Raw genomic sequence first — 17,025 nt, 5'->3', positions numbered from 1 at the left:
GCCACTCGAATCCCGGATCAATCTTGATTATCATGATCAACATAGATTGATTTCTCCGGTTCCGGGAGGCGAGCCACCATGTCCAGCTATATGACCGCGGAGCAAGCCGCCGCCGAACTCGGCATCAGCCGCGCCACGCTCTACGCCTATGTGAGCCGCGGACTCATCGCCTCGGCGCCTTCGCCTCATGGCCGCCACAACCGCTACGACGCCGCCGAGGTGCGCCGCCTCGCGCGCCGCAAGGCCGACGGCAAGCGCGCGGGCAAGGTCGCGCAGAAGGTGCTCGACTGGGGCGTGCCCGTGCTCGAATCGTCGATCACGCTGATCGCCGACGGCAAGCTCTTTTATCGCGGCGAGGACGCCATCGCGCTCGCGCGTCAGGCCTCGCTCGAGGAGGTCGCGGCGCTGCTGTGGCAATGCGCGCCGCGCCGCGTGCTGCAGGCGCCCGAGGCGCCCATCGCGGCCGCGCAATGGTCGGCATGGCTGAAGATCTGGAGCGGGCACACGCCGCTGGAGCGCGCGCTCGTTCTGTTGCCGGCCGCCGCCGCGCAAATGCCGCGCATCTGGGCGCAGGGCCGCGACGCGCAAATCGACACCGGTGCGATGCTCATGCGCCTGCTCGCGGCGGCGCTCGTTTCCGCGGCGCCGTCGAACGAGCCGCTGCACCGTCAGCTAGGCGAGGCATGGGGCGTGCGCTCGCGCGCGCAAACCGACCTGCTGCGCGCCGCGCTCGTCCTGTGCGCCGACCACGAGCTGAACGCCTCGACGTTCACGGTGCGCTGCATCACCTCCACGGGTACGCATCTGTTCGGCGCGGCGACGGGCGGCCTGGCCGCCCTGGCCGGGCCGCGCCACGGCGGCGAGACCACGCGCGTCGCCGCGCTCTTCGACGAAGCCGCGCGCGCCGACGATCTGCATCGCTATCTCGCCGACCGTCTCGCGCCCGACGAACTCGGCGCGGCCGTGCCGCTGTCCGGTTTCGGCCACCCGCTCTATCCCGCTGGCGACCCGCGCGCGCGCCTGTTGCTGGACCTGCTCGCACAGCGCGCGCCGGCGCGCTCGCCGATGGACGAAGTCGACGCGCTCGCCCAGGCCGTGGCCGAGACGAGCGGCGCGCGCCCGACGCTCGACTACGCGCTCGCGGCCATCGAGCGCGTGCTGGGGCTGCCGCGCGGCGCGGCATTTACGCTGTTCGCCGCCGGCCGCGTGACGGGCTGGATCGCGCATGCGCTCGAACAGACCGCCGATGGCCGGCTGATCCGTCCGCGCGCAAGGTACGTAGGGGAAATGGAGGGCGAAACGAGGCATGCCGTGCCGCACATCGCGTAACACGCGCCGCTAGTTCAACCCGCCGCCCGCACACCCCACTGCCCGCGCTGCACCCAGCCGCGCAACGTCTCGCCGATGCGCGCCGCCACGCCGCTCGCCCCTGCCGCGCGCACGCGTTCCACGTCGACCGGCGCCACCGTCCACGCTGGCGCAGCGGCGCTTGCGCCGCCCAGCGCCAGCACGAAACGCGCCCCTTCGTGGCCCGCGCTCACGTGCACGCACACGCCCGCGGCGAGCCCGATCGACTCGCCGGCGCGCAGCCAGTAGTCGCCGGCGTCGCCCGCGATCGTGAGCCAGAGTTCGCCTTCGCTTACATGCAATTGCATTGCCTGCGCGAGCCGCCAGGTTTCGACGGGCTCGCCGTGTTCCAGTTCGAAGATTCGGATTTCGCGCATTGCCGTGCTCCTTGCAGACTGGCCGCCGAGTCCCCTCGGACGGCCACCGGAAGGCTGGCTGACAAGGACTTGAAGCGCCTTCCCGGTAGGAGCATTATTGCGATCAGTGACGGACGATCCCATGTACAGTTCCGAACAGTTCATCTGGAACTGTGCAGCCAAAAAACCGAACAGTCACTGCCGTTTCAAACCGCAGCCTGAAGCGCCCTACCCAGCGAGACCCAGATGAAACTCGAACTCGACCGCGCGAGCGACGTGCCGCTCACCGAACAAATCGTCAGCGGCGTGCAGACGTGGATCCGCTCGCGCGCGGCGCACCCGGGCTCGCGCCTGCCGTCGATCCGCCAGTTCGCCACCGATTACGCCATCAGCCGCTTTCCGGTGATCGAGGCCTATGACCGGCTCGTCTCGCTCGGCTATCTCGACTCGCGCCACGGCTCGGGCTTCTACGTGAGCGAGCACGCGCGCGCGGGACTCTCCGGCATGGGTACCTGCGACCTCTCGAACGCCGCCGACGAATCGGGCCACCTGCTCAGCCAGCTCGAACGCGCGGGCGAGCTGCTGCAGCTCGACAGCGGCTCGATCCCGCAGGCGTGGCGCGACATCGACGCGCTCGGTCAGGCGATCCGCCATGTGTCGCGCAGCGACCCGGCGAGCCTCGTCGACTACGGCACGCCAACGGGCGACGCCACGCTGCGCGAGCATCTGTGCAACCGGCTCGCGCCGCTTGGCATCGTCGCCGGGACGCAGCAGATCCTCATCACTGAAGGCGCGAGCGAAGGCCTCGACCTGCTCATGCGCTACATGCTCAAGCCCGGCGACACGGTATTCGTCGAAGATCCCGGCTACTACAACCTGTACGGTCTGCTCAAGCTGCACGGCGTGCGCCTCGTGGGCATCCGCCGCACGGCAAGCGGGCCCGATCTCGACCATTTGCACGCGATGCTCGCCGAGCACCATCCGCGCGCGTTCTTCGTCAACACCGTGTTCCACAACCCGACCGGCTCGACGATCTCGCCGCCTGTCGCGTTCCGCCTGCTGCAACTCGCGCGCGAGCACCGCTTCACGATCGTCGAGGACGACATCTACGCCGATTTCCAGGCCGACCCCACCGACCGGCTCGCGGCGCTCGACCAGTTCGAGCACGTCGTCTATGTAGGCGGGCTTTCGAAGACGCTCTCCTCGGCGCTGCGCGTGGGCTACGTGGTCGCCAACCCGGCGATCGTGCGCGATCTCGCGTCCATCAAGGCGCTCACCAGCATCAGCGGCTCGCGCTTCTCGCAGGCCGTGGCCGCCACGCTGCTCGAGCGCGGCGCGTACCGCAAATACCTCGAACGGCTGCGCCGGCGCATCGCCGAGGCGCAAGGGTCGGCCACGCGCACACTCGAAGCGCATGGGTGGGAGCTGTTCGGCAGCGCGGCGTCGGCCACCGCGGCGAGCGCGGCGCGCGGCTATGCGCAAACGGGCGGCAAGTTCGTCTGGGCGCGCGTGCCGCACGTGGAGGATTCCACCCGCCTCGCCGCCTGCGGCGAGCCGCTCGGCGTGGCGGTCTCGCCGGGCAGCCACTTCCGCCCGCAAGGCGAGCCGAGCCCGTGGATTCGCATCAACGTGGCGCTCACGCTCGACCCGCGCGCCCAGGCCTTCTTCGCGGCGGCCGCGCGCCTCGACGGATAGACGCGCAAGGCGCGGGTCGCCCCCGGCGCTCACGCCGCCTGCGCCACATTTGCGGCAGCGGGGCCGTCCGTCTGCGTGGGCACGCCGTTTTCCCTACAATGGCGCTTGCCTGCGCGCCCCAGTCCTCGCCCATGTCCGAATCCACCGCTGCGTCCAGCACCGCCCCGTCGCCCCGCTCGTTGTCCGTGATGCTGTGGCTCGTCGCCACCGGCTTCTTCATGCAGACCCTCGATTCGACCATCGTCAACACGGCGTTGCCGGCGATGGCGAGGAGCCTCGGCGAACTACCGTTGCGCATGCAATCAGTCGTGATCGCGTATTCGCTCACGATGGCGGTGATGATCCCCGTATCGGGCTGGCTCGCGGACAAGCTCGGCACACGGCGTGTGTTCCTCGGCGCGATTTTCGTGTTCACGGTCGGCTCGCTCCTGTGCGCGAGCGCGCATACGCTGAACCAGCTCGTGGTCTCGCGCATCGCGCAAGGCGTGGGCGGCGCGATGCTGCTGCCGGTCGGCCGGCTTGCCGTGCTGCGCACGTTTCCCGCCGAACGCTATCTGCCCGCGCTCTCGTTCGTGGCGATTCCGGGGCTGATCGGCCCGCTCATCGGCCCGACGCTCGGCGGCTGGCTCGTGCAGATCGCCTCGTGGCACTGGATCTTTCTCATCAACGTGCCGGTGGGCGTGGTGGGCTGCGTCGCCACCTTCATCTTCATGCCCGACAGCCGCAACCCCGATACGCCGCGCTTCGACCTGCCGGGCTACCTGCTGCTCGTAATCGGCATGCTCGCGATTTCGTTCGCGCTCGACGGGCGCAGCGAGTTCGGCATCCAGCACGCCACCGTGCTCGTGCTCTTCATCCTTTCGCTCGCCGCGTTCGTGGCCTACGGTCTGCACGCGGTGCGCACGCCACAGCCGATCTTCTCGCTCGATCTCTTCAAGATCCACACCTTCAGCGTGGGCCTGCTCGGCAACCTGTTCGCGCGCATCGGCAGCGGCGCGATGCCGTATCTGATTCCGCTGCTGCTCCAGGTGGCGCTCGGCTACACGGCCTTCCAGGCCGGCCTCATGATGCTGCCCACCGCGGCCGCGGGCATGTTCTCGAAGCGCCTCGTGACGTATCTCATCATGCGCTACGGCTACCGCAGCGTACTGGTCTCGAACACGGTGCTCGTGGGCCTCATGATGGCGAGCTTCGCGCTTTCCACGCCCCACGAGCCGCTGTGGATGCGCATCGCGCAACTGGCGATCTTCGGCGCCGTGAACTCGATGCAGTTCACGGCGATGAACACGCTCACGCTCAAGGACCTCGGCACCGGCGGCGCGAGCAGCGGCAACAGCCTCTTCTCGCTCGTGCAAATGCTCTCGATGAGCCTTGGCGTGACCGTCGCGGGCGCGCTGCTCACCACCTTCACGGGCATCATGGGCCACAAGACGGGCGAGAACGTGATTCCGGCGTTCCACGCGACCTTCATTTGCGTGGGCATCATCACGGCGGGTTCGTCGTGGATCTTCGCGCAGCTCTCGCCGGACCTGCGCCGCACCGCGAAGAAGACCGATCCGTCCGAGCGGACCTGACAAGCCGGGGCCGCGGTCGTTGCGGTCGTTGCGGTCGTTGCGGTCGTTGCGGTCGTTGCGGTCGTTGCGGTCGTTGCGGTCGTTGCGGTCGCATCTTCGCCGAGGGCGCGCGCACCGCAAAGGTGCGGCACGCCTCGTGGCCGTGCGCCGCCCGGGTTCGCGCCGGATTCGCGCACCAACCCGCACACCATCCCGAAATGGCGCGTGCCCCATCGCACGGGCCTATGGCCACGGGACCAGGCACTCGCATACTTTTTGCTGCCCTATCCTGTAAACTTGACGCTCACGCGTCCCGCCCGTCACGTCCGTCCCGCGCGCCATCGAAACGAAATGACCAGCATGATCGACCTCGATCCCCCCGGCTTCCAGTCTCGCCCCATCGCCGGCGAAGAAGGTGCCCGCCGCACCGTGCTGTACGGCGGCTACACCGTCTTCAGCGTGTTCCAGCCCGTGTTTTCGGTCGCGCACCGGCGCGCGATCGGCTATCACGCGTCGCTGCGCGCACACGACGAGCAGGGCCAGCAGGCGCCCTCGCAGGAAGTGTTCACGCAGGCGGCGCGCCGCGGCGACCTGCTCGAGCTGGGGCGCCTCGCGGAATCGCTGCATCTGGGCAATTTCAACGCGTTCGATTCGCATGACGAATGGCTCTTTCTGAGCCTGCACCCGGCCGCGCTCATGGATACGAGCTACGGCGACGCGCTGCTCGCCGGCCTCAAGGCGCTCGGCCTGCAGCCGCAGCGGGTGGTGCTGGAAGTGTCGGAGCAGGCGGGCGGCGAGAATTCGCGCTTCGCGGAAATCATCGACGGATTGCGCAAGGCGGGCTTCGTGATCGCGCTGGATGGCTTCGGCGCGAAGCATTCGAACATCGACCGCGTCTGGCAGCTGCGGCCCGACATCGTTACGCTCGACCGCAGCCTGCTCGCCCAGGCGAGCCGCCACGCGCATATTGAGCGCGTGCTGCCGGGGCTCGTCTCGATGCTGCACGAGTCGGGTCAGCTCGTGCTCGTGGGCGGACTTTCGACCGAGCGCGACGCGCTGATCGCGCTGGAGAGCAACGCCGACTTCGTGCAGGGCGCGTATTTCGCGCGGCCCGACGTCGAGCCGGTGCCGCCGGCCAGGGCCGCGCAGCTCATGGACGATCTTTCGGCGCGCCTGCGCGAGCGCGTGGCCGCGCGCGAGCGTTCGCAGTCGGCGCGTCTCGCGCCGTACGTGAGCGCCATCGAAGCGGCGGCGAAGCAGCTTGCCGAGGGCGCGAACATGAACGACGCCACGCTGCCGCTGCTCGGCCTCGACGACACGGCGCGCTGCTTCCTGCTCGACGCGTCGGGCCGCCAGATCGGCGACAACGTGCTGCCCGACGGCCGCACGTCGCAGCGCGCCAAGCGCTTCCGGCCGCTGCTGCATTCCGAGGGCGCAAGCTGGGAACGGCGGCCTTACTTCATCGGTGCCATGAAGGCGCCGGGCCGCGTGCAGTTCACGCCGCCCTATCTGTCGATCAACGAGGCGCACCTGTGCGTCACGGCCTCGGTCGCCGTGCAGACGGAGCACGGCGTGCAGGTGCTGTGCGTCGATATCAACTGGGACGCCGCCTTGCGCGGCTAGCGCGCGTTCAGGCCGAGGCCGGGCTCACGCGAAGACGAGCGGCTGCGTGTGCAGCGTCGCGCAGTCGTGCGTGGCGGACGCGCGAGCGCTGACGGTAAGCGTAGACACGCACGCCGCGCCGTCGCTCGAGGCGAGCCGGGCCAGCATCCTGCGCACCGCCTCGCCGCCGAAAGCCCGGTTGGCTGCCTGAAGCCGGTTGGCCGGCCCCGCGCTCCCCTCTTCCAGCGCCGCGACACAAACCACCGGCTCGGGCAGCCCGTCGCGGTCGTCGCGCACATGCAGCCAGGCGGCGAGCGCGCCGTCCTGCGCGACGAGCGCCACGCCGGGCTCGCCGTCCAGCGCTAGCGCCTCGGCACGCAGAACATGCGCGGCGGGCGCTTCTTGCCGGGACTCGCCGTGAGCCGCCTCCGCCACGCTCGCCGCGACCAGCGCGTTTGCCGTCACTCCCAGCAAGTCCATCAATCCCACGCGATCCTGTGCATGCAGCACGTCGCGCAGACGCTCGACCGTGCGCGCGTGCTGCACCTTGTCGGCCAGCGCCGCCTGCGGCGCGGCCTCGCGGGCGAGTCGAACGCGGGCACGCCGCACGATCTGCCGGCAATGCTCGTTCGTGCACCCGGTGAGCGCGCCGATCTGCGCGTAGTCGCAGTCGAAGGCCTCACGCAGCACGAACACCGCCTGCTCGAGGGGTCCCAGCCTTTCGAGCAGGAGCAGCAGCGCGTCCGAGAAGCGCCGCGTACGCAAGCCCGCCTCTTCCGCCGAAGGCGCCGCGTCGTCGAGCCACGCGGCCTCGTGTTCGCCTGCATGCTCGCGACGCAGGCGCCGCAGCCGGTCGATCGCGAGGCGCACGGTGACCGTGGCGAGCCACGCCCGCGGTGCGCGCAAGGCTTGCGCGTCGGCGTCGCGCCAGCGAAACCACGCGTCCTGCACGACATCCTCGGCCTCCGCACGGCTGCCCAGCACGCGTGCGGCCAGCGCAATGAGCCGCCCGCGCGCCTCGCCGAAGGCGGCGGCGCGGCGCGCGTCGGTCCACGCTGCTGCGCCAGGCCCGGCTTCGTCGCTCACTGGGGTCGCAGCCTCATTGCGCCCAGCGCCCTCCAGACTCGTTCCTTCGATTGTGTCGATCGCCTGCGTCATTCGCTTCGCTCCTTCGCCATGCGTGCTCGCTGCCGCCCGTTTCCCTCATGACGTCCGGCACGCGGCCGGCGTGACAGCCCCACGCAAAAATATTTTCGTCACGCGCGAGGCGCGCCGTGCGTCATGACAGCAGCGGCGCAATCGCGCCGTCAACGGAAAAACCACGAGGCCAGTCATGCCATCCCTTGCACTGAATCATGCAGCATTGCCGCCGAGCGCGCTCAATCTCGTCCCGACCGTGATCGAAACCTCGGGGCGCGGCGAGCGCGCCTACGACATCTACTCGCGCCTCCTGCGCGAGCGCATCGTGTTCCTCGTCGGGCCGGTGACCGAACAGAGCGCGAGCCTCGTGGTCGCGCAACTGCTCTTTCTGGAAGCGGAAAACGCGGACAAGGACATCAGCCTCTATATCAACTCGCCGGGCGGTTCGGTCTACGACGGACTCGCCATTTACGACACGATGCAGTTCATCAAGCCCGATGTCTCGACGCTGTGCACGGGATTCGCCGCCAGCATGGGATCGTTCTTGCTCGCCGCGGGTGCCAAGGGAAAACGCTTCGCACTACCGAACGCACGCATCATGATCCATCAACCTTCGGGGGGCGGCCAGGGCACCGCCGCCGATGTCGAGCTGCAGGCACGCGAGATCCTGTACCTGCGCGAGCGCCTGAACGCGATGCTCGCCGCGCGCACCGGACGCGGCATCGAGCAGATCGCGCACGACAGCGACCGCGACAACTTCATGTCGGCCCACGCGGCCGCCGAGTACGGCTTGATCGACCGCGTGATCGAGTCGCGCGACGACCCGTTACTGCGCTAGGGCGCGGTGTCCGCGGCTCGCGGGCTCACGCGAGCCGCACGGCGAGCCACGCCGCCAGCACGCCCTTGTACTCGGCGACCAGCAGCTTGCGCTCTTTCGGTTTCGCCGCGGCGTATAGTGGGTTGAGGCTCTTGATGACCTGCAGCATGACTTCGGCCACGCGATAGGCCTCATCGGACGCAAGCGCCGGCTGATAACGCAGGAAGAGCGCCGTGAACCGCTGGCGCAGCAGATTGCGCACGGCCGCATCGCGCTTGAAGCCGAGCGGCACGGAAAGCAGGGGCAAATAGGCGGGATAGTCGTGCATCAGATCGACCATCAGGTCGAACAGACGCTCGACTAGCTGCGCGAGCGGCAGCTTGCCTGCATCGTCGTGCGCGGCGATGAGCGCGCTCCAGCGCGCGTCCATTTCGTCGCCGTAGCGCTTGCGCAGTGCGAGAGCCAGTGCCTCCTTGTTCGGAAAATACTGGTACGCCGCGCCCACCGAGACGCCCGCCTGCTGCGCGATCTGCGTCATCGTCGCCGCTTCGAAGCCGCGCTCGGCGAAGGCCTCGCCCGCGGCCTCGAGCAGCGCGTCGACCGTGCGCGCCGCGCGTTCCTGGCGCGGCACGCGCCGGGCGTTTTCGCGTGCCGCTTCCTTTTGCGCCTCCTTGCGCGCGAGCGGATCTGCCGCCATATCTGAAGCCTCCCTCACATTCGTGTATGATTATGTGAAGCCATCCTCACATATAGGTGAACCATGACGCAAGCACTTTCACTGAACGCGCGCACCACGGCGCTCGTGATGATCGACCTTCAGCACGGCATCGTAGGCCGCCAGATCGCGCCCTATAGCGGCGCGCAGGTCGTGGCCAACGCCAAACCGCTCGCCGACGCGCTGCGCGCCAAGGGCGGCACCGTCGTCTGGGTGCACGTGCTCCTGAACGAACTGCTCGCGCTGCCCGCCGACGCGCCCGGCCGCACGCCCGACACCCCGCCCGCACCAGCCGAAGCCTCCGAACTCGTGCCCGGAATCGGCGCACAACCCGAGGACGTGATCGTCGCGAAGCGCCAATGGGGCGCGTTCTACGGCACCAACCTCGAGCAGCAGCTGCGCCGCCGCGGCATCGACACTATCGTCATCGGCGGCATCGCCACGAACTTCGGCGTCGAATCCACCGCGCGCGCGGCGTTCGATCTCGGCTTCAAGCTCGTGTTCGTCGAAGACGCCACCTCGGGTCTGAACGAAGAGATGCATCACTTCTCGTTCGAGAAGCTGTTCCGCCATATGGGCCACGTGCGCTCGACGCAGGAAACCATCGCCGCGTTTGTGTAAATCCGTTTGTGTAAAACGCTTCGCTCAAAACAAAAAAGCCCTCGATTCGCATCGAGGGCTTTTTGCATGTGCCGCAGCCAGTGCGGCGCATTCAGCAGGGCTTCGTATTACGCGAAGTTCTGTGCTGCGAAGTTCCAGTTCACGATGTTCCAGAACGCTTCGACGAACTTCGGACGCGCGTTGCGGTAGTCGATGTAGTAAGCGTGTTCCCACACGTCGATCGTGAGGAGCGCCTTCGCGTCGGTCGTGAGCGGCGTGGCGGCGTTGCTGGTCGACACGATGTCGAGCGAGCCGTCAGCCTTCTTCACGAGCCAAGTCCAGCCCGAACCGAAGTTGCCCACGGCAGCCTTCGTGAAGGCTTCCTTGAACGCGTCGTAGGAGCCCCACTTCGCGTTGATCGCGTCGCCGAGCGCGCCCGACGGTGCGCCGCCGCCTTGCGGCGAGAGGCTGTTCCAGAAGAACGTGTGATTCCAGATCTGCGCCGAGTTGTTGAACACGCCACCCGACGACTTCTTGACGATCTCTTCGAGCGAGAGCTTTTCGAACTCGGTGCCCGGAATCAGGTTGTTCAGATTCGTGACGTAAGCCTGGTGGTGCTTGCCGTAGTGGAACTCGAGCGTCTCTTCCGACATGTGCGGAGCGAGGGCGTTCTTCGCGAACGGCAGCGGCGGGAGCGTAAATGACATGATGCGGTTCCTTCGTCGTGTTATGGGGAGTTCTGCGTGAAGTTCTACAAATTCGCCGGCATGGAGCACTCGATTGTAGGCGAGTTGGAATAACCCCGCAAACGAGCGGCCTTTATGCCGGATATCGTTTGCGCGGGGCTTTTCCGCATCAACCGCGATGCGGTTTTTCGCCGATCCAACAACGCTTTCCATGCCGGATTTGCACGCAGGCAGGACGGCTGCAATCGCGTTGCAATCTCCGCGCAACCGGCGTGCAAACTTCCTGCAACGAGACTGCAACAATCGTTCGCCGCCACGATTGTTCGTCGAGGCGAAGCGATCGGGCGATGGCGCCGGTGCCTCGCTGAGCAGCAAGCAACGGGCCCGACAGGCCGCCCGCGAACCCGGGTCAGAAACCGTCGGCGAGGCGCGGCTGGACATCGGCGAGCGCGACGTCGGCGCTGCCTTGGGCGAGATGCACGGTGAGGCGCTTGCCCGGTTTGAGCGTGGCGGGCGAGCGCACGGCCGCGCCGCTTTGCGCGTCGAGCAGCGCCGCGTAGCCGCGCTCGAACGTGCGCTGCGGGCTCAGCACTTCGAGCCGCGCCGTGAGTTCCGAAACGCGCGCCGCTTCGCGCTCGCGCTGGCGCGCGAAGGCGCCGTCCAGACGCCGGCCGAGCGACTCCAGCCGGGCGCGCTGCGCGGCGGCGTCGGGCCGCGCGCGCTGCCAGCGCATCTGCATGACGTTCAGGCGCGCACGCGCCTCGGCGCTGGCACGCGAACCCGCCGAGGCGAGCCGTATCGTCAACTGGCGCAAGTGGGTGCGCTGCTGCGCAAGCCGTTCGACGGGCGAAACGAGCCGGCGCGCCAGCCAGTCGAGTTGCTGCGCGCGTCGCTCGAGCAGACGGCCGAAATCGCGGGCCAGTGAGGCATGGCGCTGGTCGAGGTCGCGCAGCAGCAGCGTGCGCTGCGGACTGACGAGTTCGGCCGCGCCAGTGGGCGTCGGCGCGCGCACGTCGGCGGCGAAATCGGCGATCGTGAAATCGGTTTCGTGGCCCACGCCGCTCACCACCGGAATGGCGCTGGCCGCGATCGCACGGGCAAGCGCCTCGTCGTTGAACGACCACAGGTCCTCGATCGAGCCGCCGCCGCGGCACAGCACGAGCACGTCCACCTCGTTGCGCGCATTCGCGGTCGCCAGCATCGCCGTGAGCTTTTCTGCCGAGCCCGCGCCCTGCACCGGCGCGGGATAGACGATCACCGGCACGTGCGGCGCGCGGCGGCACAGCGTGGTGAGCACGTCGCGCAGCGCGGCGGCCTGCATCGACGTAATCACGCCGATCGCGCGCGGATGCGGGGGCAGCGGGCGTTTGCGCTCCGGGTCGAAGAGCCCTTCGGCCTCGAGTTGCGCCTTCAGCCGCAGGAAGGCTTCGTAGAGGCGGCCCTGGCCGGTGCGCCGCACGGCCTCGACGTTCAGCTGAAGTTCGCCGCGCGGCTCGTACATCGTGACGAGCGCGCGCACTTCGATGCGGTCGCCTTCACGCGGCGTGAATTCGGCGTACTGCGCGCGGCCGCGGAACATCACGCAGCGAATCTGCGCCTGGGCGTCCTTGATCGAGAAGTACCAGTGGCCACTCGCGGCGCGCGTAAAGTTGGAAACTTCGCCGGAAATCCATGCCAGCGGGAACGTGCGCTCGAGCATCGAGGCGATCGCCCGGTTGAGCGCCGAGACCGGCACGACGACGTCGCCCGAAGGCGCGGAGGAAGCGGAAAAACGGTCGGATAGCATGCGTAAGGGTGTGGAGAAACCTTGGCCGGACAGACGATAGACCGTTCGGGGGGCGGTAGTCCAGCATGAATGAGACCCGGCCCGCAAGCCCCGCGAAGTGTCCACATCGGCGCTGTCATGCGGCATGATGGCCGCGGCTGGCCCGCAAACGCTGAAAAAACGGCTCATACCGTTGATTTTTATACGTCTTTTATCGATATCACATCCTTACAGGCCGATGGAGAGGCCGACGAATGGGCCTTTGCGCCTTCCCGGGACCTACTTCTCCACAAAGTTATCCACAGGCGGCGAATTTTCGGGCGTTTCGCGCGGCTTGCAGGCAACCGACAATTGCGTACGGCCCGGCAACTTGCCGCGTAACGCCTACCCGCGCTAGAGTGCCGGGTTCACGAGCGCCTGTGCCGCATCACGCGAAGCGCCGGTTGCTCGCCTGCGCAGGTCATTCGTCTGCCGTCTTGTTTGTCGCTCAGCTCACCTGGAACCGGAGAACCGACCCGATGCCCGCCCTGCCTGTCTGCTTCCCGCATGCCGCGTGCGGCGCTTCGCGCGCAACTTGCCGATGAGCGGCCCCGTCTCCAGTCTCAAGGAACGCCTCGAAGCGCAGTTTGCGCACGCCTGGCAACGCCGCGGCGCGCTCGCCTGGGCACTCACCCCGCTCGCCGCCGTGTTCGCCGCCGTGAGCGGTGCGCGCCGCGCCGCCTTTGCGGCGGGCTGGCTCAAGCGCGTGCGCGTGGGCGTGCCCGTGGTGGTGGTCGGCAACGTGACCGTAGGCGGCACGGGCAAGACGCCCACCGTGATCGCGCTCGTCGAGGCGCTGCGCGCCGCCGGCTTCTCGCCGGGCGTGGTCTCGCGCGGGTACGGCGCGAAAATCGCCCGCCCCACGCCCGTCACGGCGGATACGCCCGCGCGCCTGTGCGGCGACGAACCCCTGCTGATCGCCCGCCGCACGGGCGTGCCCGTCTGGGTCTCGCCCGACCGCGTGGCGGCGGCCACGTCGCTGTGCGGCGCCCACAGCGACGTCGACGTGATCGTGAGCGACGACGGCCTGCAGCACTACCGCCTCGCGCGCGACGTCGAGGTCGTGGTGATCGACCATCGCCTGGGCGGCAATGGCTTTCTGCTGCCGGCGGGCCCGCTGCGCGAGCCGCTCTCGCGTCGGCGCGACGCCACGCTGGTGAACAATCCGTTCGAGCGTACGCTGCCCGCCTGGCCCAATACCTTCGCGCTCAAGCTCGAACCCGGCGACGCCTGGCATCTCGCCAATCCGGCGCTGCGCCGACCGCTCGCGCAGTTTGCCACGGGCACGGCCGCAGCGGGACAAGGCGCAGGCACACAGGGATCGCAGGGTGCGCTGCGCCTCGTGGCGGCGGCCGGCATCGGTTCGCCGGAGCGCTTTTTCGCGACGCTGCGCGCGGCCGGCCTCGCGCCGCAAACCCTGCCGCTGCCGGACCACTACGCCTACGCCAGCAACCCGTTCGCCGACGTCACCGCCGACGCCATCCTGGTCACCGAAAAGGATGCAGTAAAATTGGGGGCCTGGAACGATGCGCGCATCTGGGTCGTCCCCGTTGAAGCCGCGCTCGATCATCGCCTCATTACCCTGGTTGTGGAGAAACTTCGTGGACGCTCGTCTGCTTGAAATCCTGGTCTGCCCGATCTGCAAGGGCCCGCTCAGCTATGACCGCGCCGCGCAGGAGCTGATCTGCAACGCCGACAAGCTCGCCTACCCGATCCGCGACGGCATTCCGGTCATGCTCGTCGACGAAGCGCGTCAAACCGTGGAAGGCACGCCGGTCGATCCGCACGGGCCGAGCGCCGCGTAAGGCGTGCGGGCGGCGCCGTGCGCGCCGCTTGCTCCGCTCATCTCGTCTTATCGGCTCGAAACCGGATCACGCGCGCCGCCCCCCGGCGCGCTGTCGTCTCCCAAGGCGGTTTCCCGAACCGGTTTCCCAATCCCCTTTCCTGTCCTAGCTCCAACTGGCCATGATCGCTCCCGTGCAACCCTTCATCGCCGTCGTCCCGGCGCGTCTCGCGTCCACGCGGCTGCCGAACAAACCGCTCGCCGACATCGGCGGCAAGCCCATGGTGGTGCGCGTGGCCGAGCGCGCACGCGATTCGGGCGCGCAGCAGGTGCTGATCGCCTCGGACGCCCAGAGCGTGCTCGACGCCGCCCGTGCCCACGGTTTCGAGGCCGTGCTCACGCGCGCCGACCACCCGTCGGGCACCGACCGCTTAGCCGAGGTCGCCGAGCACTACGGCTGGAGCGACGAGACGATCGTGGTCAACGTGCAGGGCGACGAGCCGCTGATCGACCCGGCACTCGTGTGCGACGTTGCGTCGCACCTCGCCGCGCACCCCGAATGCGCGATCGCCACCGCCGCGCATCCGATCACGGCGCCCGACGAAATCTTCAGCCCGAACGTCGTGAAGGTCGTGCTCGACGCCCGCGGCGTTGCCCTCTACTTTTCGCGCGCGCCGATTCCCTGGGCCCGTGACGCCTGGCAGCCGCACTGGTCGCCGGCGCGCCTCGATCTCGGCGCAATGGCCGCCCCGCCGGCTCCCGCGACCGTTTATCGCCACATCGGCCTGTACGCGTACCGCGCGAAATTCCTGCGCAGCTACCCCTCGCTCGCGCATTCGCCGATCGAGCAGGTCGAGGCGCTGGAACAGCTTCGCGCGATGTGGCACGGCGAGCGCATCGCCGTGCTCGTGACGACCGAGGCACCCGCGCCGGGCGTCGACACCCCCGCCGACCTCGCCCGTGTGCAGGCGTTATACCGGCCTTAATTCCGTCCGTGGGGCAAAAATCCCATGGCATAATCAATTGTTTGCGCGAGCCGTCTAAAGCCTTTGTGCGTCGGGGTTTCCCCGCTTTTCGGCACCGTCTTGCAGCGCCGCCCCGTGTCCAGTGCAGGTCATGAACATCGGGCGAAAGCCGCGCGGGACGTGCCGTCGCCCCCGCCAGCACTGCCTCGACGGCCGTGAGCGAACGGGCGAGGAGACGCACGACGCTGACGATGCCGCCCCACCGCGCGTGCGGGCAGCCGCCGCGCCGCAAGAATTCACACAGATCGGAGATTGTTCACATGCGTTTGATCCTGTTGGGCGCCCCGGGCGCGGGCAAGGGAACCCAGGCAACCTTCATCAAGGAAAAGTTCGGCATTCCGCAAATCTCGACGGGCGACATGCTGCGCGCGGCCGTCAAGGCCGGTACGCCGCTTGGCCTCGAAGCGAAGCGATTCATGGACGCCGGCGAGCTCGTGACCGACGAGCTCATCATCAATCTCGTGAAGGAACGCCTTCAGGAGCCCGACTGTCAGAACGGCTACCTGTTCGACGGCTTCCCGCGCACGCTGCCGCAAGCCGAAGCGATGAAGCAGGCGGGCGTCGCGATCGACTACGTGCTCGAGATCGACGTGCCGTTCGACGAAATCATCACGCGCATGAGCGGCCGGCGCATGCACCCGGGTTCGGGCCGCACGTATCACGTCAAGTTCAATCCGCCGAAAGTGGACATGACGGACGACGTGACGGGCGAACCGCTCGTCCAGCGCGACGACGACAAGGAAGAAACGGTGCGCAAGCGTCTGGACGTGTACGTCGCCCAGACCAAGCCGCTCATCGCCTACTACAGCGACTGGGCGAAGCGCGGTGAGGAAAACGGCCTGCAGGCGCCGCAGTATCGCGCGATCTCGGGCCTCGGCAGCGTCGACGAAATTCGCGAGCGCGCGTTCGAAGCGCTCAAGTAAGCGGGTCAAAATCCACGGGTCGAAGTCCGACCCGAAGCCGGTTTCGGCACACTTGCTGGTTTGCCTGCGGGCCGGCTGGCGCCGCACTCCCGAGGTGGTTCGGGACGCGACGCCAGCCGGCCCGTTTTGTTTTTGGTGAGTCTCGCGCGCATTGCCTCTCTACGCGAGACAGCATGGCCACAACGACAGGAGACGAAAGATGCAGATCCGCGGCAACGTATTTCTCATCACCGGCGGCGCGTCGGGGCTCGGCGCGGCCAGCGCGCGTCTGATCGCGGCCGAAGGCGGCCAGGTCGTCATCGCCGACCTCAACGAGGACGCCGGCAACGCGCTCGCGAAAGAACTGGGCGGCGCGTTCGTGAAGTGCAACGTGGCGGACGAGGACGACGGCGCGCGTGCCGTGGCCGCGGCGACCGCGCTCGGCACGCTGCGCGGCCTCGTGAACTGCGCGGGCATCGCGCCCGCCGTGAAGACCGTGGGCAAGGACGGCCCGCATCCGCTCGAGACGTTCTCGAAGACCATTTCGGTCAATCTGATCGGCACCTTCAACATGATCCGCCTCGCGGCGGCCGCCATCGCCCAGACCGCACCCGGCGAGGGCGGCGAGCGCGGCGTGATCGTCAACACGGCATCGGTGGCCGCTTACGACGGCCAGATCGGCCAGGCGGCCTACGCCGCTTCGAAGGGCGGCGTCGTCGCGATGACGCTGCCGATCGCGCGCGACCTGTCGCGCAGCGGCATCCGCGTGATGACGATCGCGCCCGGCATCTTCGAAACGCCAATGCTGCTCGGCATGCCCAAGGAGGTGCAGGACGCGCTCGGCGCGATGGTCCCGTTCCCGCCGCGCCTCGGCAAGCCGGATGAATATGCGATGCTCGTCAAGCAGATCGTCGAGAATCCGATGCTCAACGGCGAGGTGATCCGCCTGGACGGCGCGATCCGCATGCAGCCGAAGTAACGGCGCGCCCTGCCCCGCGCA

General features: G+C 68.3%; 16 protein-coding genes. 11 read left to right on the top strand and 5 right to left on the bottom strand.

Going from position 1 to position 17,025, the window contains the following annotated elements; genetic code table 11:
• Positions 1-78: 78 nt before the first annotated feature.
• Positions 79-1,329 carry a citrate synthase family protein gene (locus AB4Y42_RS10140; protein WP_368694087.1) on the top strand — a complete coding sequence of 417 codons (1,251 nt, stop codon included), beginning with the start codon at positions 79-81 and terminating at the stop codon, positions 1,327-1,329.
• Between the two features lie 14 nt (positions 1,330-1,343).
• On the opposite strand, the gene AB4Y42_RS10135 is transcribed toward AB4Y42_RS10140, so the two are convergent.
• Entirely contained in the window at positions 1,344-1,724 is a 381-nt protein-coding gene (locus tag AB4Y42_RS10135) for a DUF2917 domain-containing protein (protein ID WP_368687652.1), read from the bottom strand.
• 225 nt (positions 1,725-1,949) lie between these two features.
• On the opposite strand from AB4Y42_RS10135, the gene AB4Y42_RS10130 reads away from it, so the two are divergent.
• The 3 genes from AB4Y42_RS10130 to AB4Y42_RS10120 all read left to right on the top strand — a co-directional run bounded on the left by AB4Y42_RS10130 (position 1,950) and on the right by AB4Y42_RS10120 (position 6,574).
• On the top strand, positions 1,950-3,398 hold the full coding sequence (locus tag AB4Y42_RS10130; RefSeq protein ID WP_368694086.1) for a PLP-dependent aminotransferase family protein: 1,449 nt from the start codon (positions 1,950-1,952) through the stop codon (positions 3,396-3,398).
• Between the two features lie 98 nt (positions 3,399-3,496).
• On the top strand, positions 3,497-4,972 hold the full coding sequence (gene mdtD, locus AB4Y42_RS10125) for a multidrug transporter subunit MdtD (protein WP_368687650.1): 1,476 nt from the start codon (positions 3,497-3,499) through the stop codon (positions 4,970-4,972).
• Between the two features lie 330 nt (positions 4,973-5,302).
• On the top strand, positions 5,303-6,574 hold the full coding sequence (locus AB4Y42_RS10120; protein WP_368687649.1) for an EAL domain-containing protein: 1,272 nt from the start codon (positions 5,303-5,305) through the stop codon (positions 6,572-6,574).
• Between the two features lie 24 nt (positions 6,575-6,598).
• Here the strand turns inward: AB4Y42_RS10120 and AB4Y42_RS10115 are convergent, their stop codons facing one another.
• Positions 6,599-7,711 carry a sigma-70 family RNA polymerase sigma factor gene (locus AB4Y42_RS10115; protein WP_368694085.1) on the bottom strand — a complete coding sequence of 371 codons (1,113 nt, stop codon included), beginning with the start codon at positions 7,709-7,711 and terminating at the stop codon, positions 6,599-6,601.
• Positions 7,712-7,886: 175 nt separating this feature from the next.
• Here AB4Y42_RS10115 and clpP point away from each other — a divergent pair, with 175 nt between their 5' ends.
• The gene (gene clpP, locus AB4Y42_RS10110; RefSeq protein WP_368687647.1) at positions 7,887-8,531 is read left to right on the top strand and encodes an ATP-dependent Clp endopeptidase proteolytic subunit ClpP; all 645 of its coding nucleotides are present in this window, start codon (positions 7,887-7,889) and stop codon (positions 8,529-8,531) included.
• 25 nt (positions 8,532-8,556) lie between these two features.
• On the opposite strand, the gene AB4Y42_RS10105 is transcribed toward clpP, so the two are convergent.
• Positions 8,557-9,207 carry a TetR family transcriptional regulator gene (locus AB4Y42_RS10105; protein ID WP_368687646.1) on the bottom strand — a complete coding sequence of 217 codons (651 nt, stop codon included), beginning with the start codon at positions 9,205-9,207 and terminating at the stop codon, positions 8,557-8,559.
• A 63-nt stretch (positions 9,208-9,270) separates the two neighbouring features.
• Between AB4Y42_RS10105 and AB4Y42_RS10100 the strand changes: the two genes are divergently transcribed.
• Positions 9,271-9,846, top strand: a complete 576-nt coding sequence (locus AB4Y42_RS10100; RefSeq protein ID WP_342921129.1) for an isochorismatase family protein — start codon at positions 9,271-9,273, stop codon at positions 9,844-9,846.
• Between the two features lie 107 nt (positions 9,847-9,953).
• Here the strand turns inward: AB4Y42_RS10100 and sodB are convergent, their stop codons facing one another.
• Together sodB and xseA are read right to left on the bottom strand one after the other, a co-directional pair.
• Positions 9,954-10,532 (bottom strand): superoxide dismutase [Fe], encoded by a 579-nt coding sequence (sodB, locus tag AB4Y42_RS10095; RefSeq protein ID WP_042266176.1) that lies wholly within the window; start codon positions 10,530-10,532, stop codon positions 9,954-9,956.
• A gap of 388 nt (positions 10,533-10,920) precedes the next feature.
• The gene (gene xseA, locus AB4Y42_RS10090; protein ID WP_368694084.1) at positions 10,921-12,297 is read right to left on the bottom strand and encodes an exodeoxyribonuclease VII large subunit; all 1,377 of its coding nucleotides are present in this window, start codon (positions 12,295-12,297) and stop codon (positions 10,921-10,923) included.
• A gap of 559 nt (positions 12,298-12,856) precedes the next feature.
• On the opposite strand from xseA, the gene lpxK reads away from it, so the two are divergent.
• The 5 genes from lpxK (at position 12,857) to AB4Y42_RS10065 (ending at position 17,004) form a co-directional block, all read left to right on the top strand.
• Positions 12,857-13,936, top strand: a complete 1,080-nt coding sequence (gene lpxK, locus AB4Y42_RS10085; RefSeq protein ID WP_368694083.1) for a tetraacyldisaccharide 4'-kinase — start codon at positions 12,857-12,859, stop codon at positions 13,934-13,936.
• A complete protein-coding gene (locus AB4Y42_RS10080) occupies positions 13,917-14,120 on the top strand; it encodes a Trm112 family protein (RefSeq protein ID WP_042266182.1) in 204 nt (67 codons plus the stop codon). Before lpxK ends, AB4Y42_RS10080 begins: the two co-directional genes overlap by 20 nt.
• A 160-nt stretch (positions 14,121-14,280) precedes the next feature.
• Complete coding sequence (kdsB, locus tag AB4Y42_RS10075) at positions 14,281-15,084, top strand: 3-deoxy-manno-octulosonate cytidylyltransferase (protein ID WP_368687643.1); 804 nt, start codon at positions 14,281-14,283, stop codon at positions 15,082-15,084.
• 299 nt (positions 15,085-15,383) lie between these two features.
• Positions 15,384-16,046: an adenylate kinase gene (gene adk / locus AB4Y42_RS10070; RefSeq protein ID WP_368694082.1), complete on the top strand. Its 663-nt coding sequence runs from the start codon at positions 15,384-15,386 to the stop codon at positions 16,044-16,046.
• A 199-nt stretch (positions 16,047-16,245) separates the two neighbouring features.
• Entirely contained in the window at positions 16,246-17,004 is a 759-nt protein-coding gene (locus AB4Y42_RS10065) for a 3-hydroxyacyl-CoA dehydrogenase (RefSeq protein WP_368687642.1), read from the top strand.
• Positions 17,005-17,025 lie beyond the last annotated feature (21 nt).

Source organism: Paraburkholderia sp. EG286B (assembly GCF_040965655.1).
In the GTDB taxonomy this organism is placed as follows: Bacteria; Pseudomonadota; Gammaproteobacteria; order Burkholderiales; family Burkholderiaceae; genus Paraburkholderia.
Note: the sequence above shows the minus strand (reverse complement) of the source record. Positions and strands in the feature narration are given on the sequence as shown.

Coding starts and splice junctions, on each gene's coding strand:
- AB4Y42_RS10140 (WP_368694087.1), top strand. CDS start 79: ATGTCCAGCTATATGACCGCGGAGCAAGCCGCCGCCGAACTCGGCATC.
- AB4Y42_RS10135 (WP_368687652.1), bottom strand. CDS start 1,724: ATGCGCGAAATCCGAATCTTCGAACTGGAACACGGCGAGCCCGTCGAA.
- AB4Y42_RS10130 (WP_368694086.1), top strand. CDS start 1,950: ATGAAACTCGAACTCGACCGCGCGAGCGACGTGCCGCTCACCGAACAA.
- mdtD (WP_368687650.1), top strand. CDS start 3,497: ATGGCGCTTGCCTGCGCGCCCCAGTCCTCGCCCATGTCCGAATCCACC.
- AB4Y42_RS10120 (WP_368687649.1), top strand. CDS start 5,303: ATGACCAGCATGATCGACCTCGATCCCCCCGGCTTCCAGTCTCGCCCC.
- AB4Y42_RS10115 (WP_368694085.1), bottom strand. CDS start 7,711: ATGACGCAGGCGATCGACACAATCGAAGGAACGAGTCTGGAGGGCGCT.
- clpP (WP_368687647.1), top strand. CDS start 7,887: ATGCCATCCCTTGCACTGAATCATGCAGCATTGCCGCCGAGCGCGCTC.
- AB4Y42_RS10105 (WP_368687646.1), bottom strand. CDS start 9,207: ATGGCGGCAGATCCGCTCGCGCGCAAGGAGGCGCAAAAGGAAGCGGCA.
- AB4Y42_RS10100 (WP_342921129.1), top strand. CDS start 9,271: ATGACGCAAGCACTTTCACTGAACGCGCGCACCACGGCGCTCGTGATG.
- sodB (WP_042266176.1), bottom strand. CDS start 10,532: ATGTCATTTACGCTCCCGCCGCTGCCGTTCGCGAAGAACGCCCTCGCT.
- xseA (WP_368694084.1), bottom strand. CDS start 12,297: ATGCTATCCGACCGTTTTTCCGCTTCCTCCGCGCCTTCGGGCGACGTC.
- lpxK (WP_368694083.1), top strand. CDS start 12,857: ATGAGCGGCCCCGTCTCCAGTCTCAAGGAACGCCTCGAAGCGCAGTTT.
- kdsB (WP_368687643.1), top strand. CDS start 14,281: ATGATCGCTCCCGTGCAACCCTTCATCGCCGTCGTCCCGGCGCGTCTC.
- adk (WP_368694082.1), top strand. CDS start 15,384: ATGCGTTTGATCCTGTTGGGCGCCCCGGGCGCGGGCAAGGGAACCCAG.
- AB4Y42_RS10065 (WP_368687642.1), top strand. CDS start 16,246: ATGCAGATCCGCGGCAACGTATTTCTCATCACCGGCGGCGCGTCGGGG.